The organism is Microcystis sp. LE19-84.1B, from assembly GCF_027531875.1.
Lineage (GTDB): Bacteria > Cyanobacteriota > Cyanobacteriia > Cyanobacteriales > Microcystaceae > Microcystis > Microcystis panniformis.
The window spans coordinates 1-3,872 of record NZ_JAPZSR010000204.1; the positions used below are offsets into that span (position 1 = coordinate 1).

At 44.2% G+C, this 3,872-nt stretch carries 6 protein-coding genes and 1 pseudogene; 3 read left to right on the top strand and 4 right to left on the bottom strand.

Going from position 1 to position 3,872, the window contains the following annotated elements:
- Positions 1-876 (top strand): annotated as a pseudogene (locus O9324_RS11795) (ISL3 family transposase); the annotation flags it as partial.
- A 185-nt stretch (positions 877-1,061) separates the two neighbouring features.
- On the opposite strand, the gene frr reads toward O9324_RS11795, so the two are convergent.
- Positions 1,062-1,583 (bottom strand): ribosome recycling factor, encoded by a 522-nt coding sequence (frr, locus tag O9324_RS11800; protein WP_373276082.1) that lies wholly within the window; start codon positions 1,581-1,583, stop codon positions 1,062-1,064.
- Positions 1,584-1,596: 13 nt separating this feature from the next.
- Positions 1,597-2,319, bottom strand: a complete 723-nt coding sequence (gene pyrH / locus O9324_RS11805; RefSeq protein WP_002762234.1) for a UMP kinase — start codon at positions 2,317-2,319, stop codon at positions 1,597-1,599.
- A 203-nt stretch (positions 2,320-2,522) separates the two neighbouring features.
- On the opposite strand from pyrH, the gene O9324_RS11810 reads away from it, so the two are divergent.
- Positions 2,523-3,104, top strand: a complete 582-nt coding sequence (locus O9324_RS11810; protein ID WP_288140283.1) for a hypothetical protein — start codon at positions 2,523-2,525, stop codon at positions 3,102-3,104.
- Positions 3,105-3,107: 3 nt separating this feature from the next.
- Here O9324_RS11810 and aroQ read toward each other — a convergent pair whose 3' ends face one another.
- Both aroQ and O9324_RS11820 read right to left on the bottom strand, forming a co-directional pair.
- Entirely contained in the window at positions 3,108-3,560 is a 453-nt protein-coding gene (gene aroQ / locus O9324_RS11815; RefSeq protein WP_002766172.1) for a type II 3-dehydroquinate dehydratase, read from the bottom strand.
- Positions 3,561-3,602: 42 nt separating this feature from the next.
- Positions 3,603-3,737, bottom strand: a complete 135-nt coding sequence (locus O9324_RS11820; protein ID WP_002762237.1) for a hypothetical protein — start codon at positions 3,735-3,737, stop codon at positions 3,603-3,605.
- Between the two features lie 91 nt (positions 3,738-3,828).
- Here O9324_RS11820 and O9324_RS27205 point away from each other — a divergent pair.
- On the top strand, positions 3,829-3,872 hold a 44-nt coding region (locus O9324_RS27205), incomplete at its 3' end, for a helix-turn-helix domain-containing protein (RefSeq protein WP_353737494.1).

Sequence of the window (3,872 nt, forward strand, 5' to 3'; positions counted from 1 at the left end):
GAAATCGCTCTAGTCAAAGGACAAAAAAATTACTGTGCAGTTTTAGTAAATTTAGATACGGGAAAACTAATAGCTATTCTAGAGAAGCGAACACAAGAAGAATTGAGGGAAACGCTTACAGGGTGGGGAAAAGAGGTGTTAGAGCAAATCGAAGAAGTCAGCATAGACCTTTGGTTGCCCTATAAAAATTTAGTGAAAGAATTGATGCCATCGGCCGAGGTAGTCGCCGATAGATTCCATGTAATGAAACAAATTAATCAAGAGTTAGACGAACAGAGAAGAGCAGAAAAAAGAGCCGTAGAAGCGCAGAAAAATAAAAAACAGAAAGCGGAAAAAGAAGCGAAGCTAGAAGTTTTAAAGCGAAGTAAATATAGCTTGTTAAAAAATGAAGAAGATTTAACGAAAACTCAAAAAATCAAACTAGAAGCTATCAAAGAAAATTTGCCAAATTTGAAAAAGATGCAGGAATTAAAGGAAGAATTTAGAAAGATTTATGAAACCTCAAAGAATCCGACAGAGGGACTGCTATCCATCTCGGAATGGTTGGCAAAATCCTCCAGTGTTTTTACCAAGAGTTGTCAAACAATCCGAAACTGGTTTGGAGAAATTATTAGTTAAGTGGGTGGGTGGAATTAAATATAAGATGAACGTAGGTTGGGTTGAAGCATGAAACCCAACGACCGCATAGTTTACGCTACCGCTAACCCATCCTACAAATAATTGTGCCTCCCTACTTATTTCGAGCGAAGGACAACGAATGGGCTGGTCGAGGGAATCAATAATAAACTGAAACTAATAAAACGGAGAGGCTATGGCTTGAGAAACTTTCGGAATTTTTGGGTTAGAAGTATGTTATCTTGGCATCTTGTCTGTTGATTTAGCATAAAGAGTAACGAAGAGCCGAAAAAGTCCCTAAATTTCCCCCCCGATCACTGCAAGGGCTGGCAGTTTTTGATTTCAAAAAAGCCTAAAAATATTATCCAACAAGGTTTTTAGATTTATTCAGCAACCGCTAAATAGAACAGACAAAAAGCCTGTTCTATCCCTTAGGAGAAAAAAACTTAAACGGTCATGATATCTTTTTCTTTTGTCGTTAACAAATCCTCGATTTTGGCGATAAATTTATCGGTGGATTTCTGCACTTGATCCTGTAAATCCCTAGATTCATCCTCAGAAATTTCGTGACTTTTCTCCTGTTTACGGATAGCATCGATCGCATCCCGGCGAATATTGCGGATCGCCACCTTTCCTTCTTCAGACAATTTCGCCGCTAATTTGACCAATTCCTTGCGGCGATCGCTGGTGAGGGGAGGGATATTTAAACGAATGGTCTGACCGTCATTACTGGGAGTTAAACCCACGTCCGAGAGAGAAATCGCCTTTTCGATCGCCCCCATACTGGTACGATCGAAGGGTTGAATGGCGATCGTGGTTGCGTCGGGAGTGCTAATGGTCGCTAGGGACTTGAGGGGAGTTTCCATGCCATAATACTCCACCACGATCCGATCTAAAAGAGAAGCATTTGCCCGGCCAGTACGAATCGTATTAAAACCTCTCTGGGTTGATTCGACGGTTTTCTGCATATGGTCTTGAACTTCAGCTAACTTCACAGAATCCTCCTACCAATGTTCCAACGGGTTCACCTTTGACAGCGCGAACAATATTACCTGTCACCGACAGATCGAAAACGACTATCGGGATATTATTTTCCTTGCACAGAGCGATCGCCGTTCCGTCCATCACCCGCAGATCATGGGTCAGCACATGACCGTAGGTGAGACTTTGAAAGCGTCGCGCGTTAGGATTGTGAGAGGGATCGGAATCATAAACTCCATCCACTTTCGTCGCTTTAAACACCACTTCCGCATCAATTTCGGCAGCGCGCAGGGCCGCCGTGGTATCGGTGGTAAAGAAAGGATTACCCGATCCCGCACCAAAAACCACTACCCGACCTTTTTCCAGATGACGGATTGCCCGCCGGCGGATGTAGGGTTCGGCTAATTCCTGCATCGCAATCGCTGTTAATACCCTAGTCGGTACTTGCGCTCGTTCTAGGGCATCCTGCAAGGTCATAGCGTTCATGACTGTTGCTATCATACCAATATAATCGGCCGTGGCCCGATCCATGCCGGCCGAGGCGGCTTTCACCCCCCGAAAAATATTGCCCCCACCGACCACGATCGCCAATTGGATGCCTTGGTCAACCACTTCGGAGATTTCCTGAGCGATAGCGGAAACCACCATCGGGTCGATCCCATAGCCGAGATTGCCCATCAGGGCCTCCCCACTCAGTTTTAATAATACCCGCTTGTACGCCATGCCCTTACTACCACTCGCTAAAACAAGATCTAGATAATTTTTGTCTCCCCATAAGATAGCAGGTTTTGGCCTTGATTTAAGTTGACCAGTTCACTCTCCCCTGGGGCCGACAAGTTAAGATTAATAAATCTTTTCCTTGGGGAATTTGTATTTAGTGATACCTTTGTTATTAAAAGGAGCTTAGTTTTATTGAGAATTTAACCGTGGTCAGCGATCGATTACTATTGGTCAACAAAAGCAATCAAGGGGCTGCTAACATCGATACCTTTGATTGGGTCTATGGGTTTCAGGATGGAACTCGTCTGATGGGAAAGGTTTGCGGTTACTTAGATCCCGATAGTAATCGTCTTCTCGATCCCGAAAACTGCAGCGCTATCTACCAGAATGCCCAGGGACAAGTCCTTAATCGTTGGCAAGCTGGAGACTTTATCGCTTTTGAACTAACCACCACCGGGGAAGAGATCCTGATCGTGGCTTCTAATGATAATTGTGTCGGTAATAGTCTCTGTTTGGTTTCGGGCATTAGTCGCAGCTGCGCCCAAGTTAGCGATGAAGGAAAATCCCTCGTCCGGGAGGTTTTTCAATACCCGGCTTGGTCTTTGCAGGGCGATCATAGCACTTCTAAGCCGGCTTTCAGTTGGAATTGTTCCGTATCTCCCTTTTTCCCCTTTGTTTCCCTGCGTTTTAATCTTCAGTCCACCAGCAGCAAAAAATTCTATCGTTGGACGGTTTCCCCCTATTTTCCCTTTTGTCCCCTCTTAGAAGTGGGAGAATCCCTTGCCTAATCATTATTCTTTATTCTTTTGCAAATAATCGACTAATGCCCATAATCCTAGGCGATAACTTTCGGCCCCAAAACCGCTAATCTGTCCGATGGCTATATCGGCAATGTAGGAATGATGACGAAAAGACTCGCGTTTGTAAATATTGCTTAAGTGTACTTCCACACAGGCCATTTTTGTGCCTAAGAGTGCGTCACGGATGGCGATACTGGTATGAGTATAAGCTCCCGCATTAATCAAAATACCGTGCTGCTGACCCCATGCTTGCTGAATCCAGTCCACTAATTGCCCTTCCTGATTGGACTGGTGTGCGGTTAAATTCACCCCTAAACGGGTAGCTTCTTCGCTTAAAAACTGGTTAATTGTCTCTAAATTGACGTTACCGTAGAGATTCGGCTCTCTTTTTCCCAATAGGTTTAAATTCGGCCCGTGCAGAACCAGAATGCTTAGTTTATTCACAAATGCCTTCCATCTTGACCACGAGAATTAATCTTATCTCGATCAGGGACTATTGCCGATCAATAACATTTTTGCTGCTACGGTAATCACCGCACCAATAGTAGCACTGAGCGCACCGACGATGATCGGCAAAATTAGACCGCGGAATCCCTGTAGGTCGGAAATAGCTTTAATCATCGAAAATTTGGGTCTGAAACCCCGTCGTTCTACGACGGCTTTACTGTTAAATATGAGCATCGTTTACGAAATATATGCTAAAATGTGAGGTATGGAAAAAGCCTATTCGTTTCGATTTTACCCCACACCCGAACA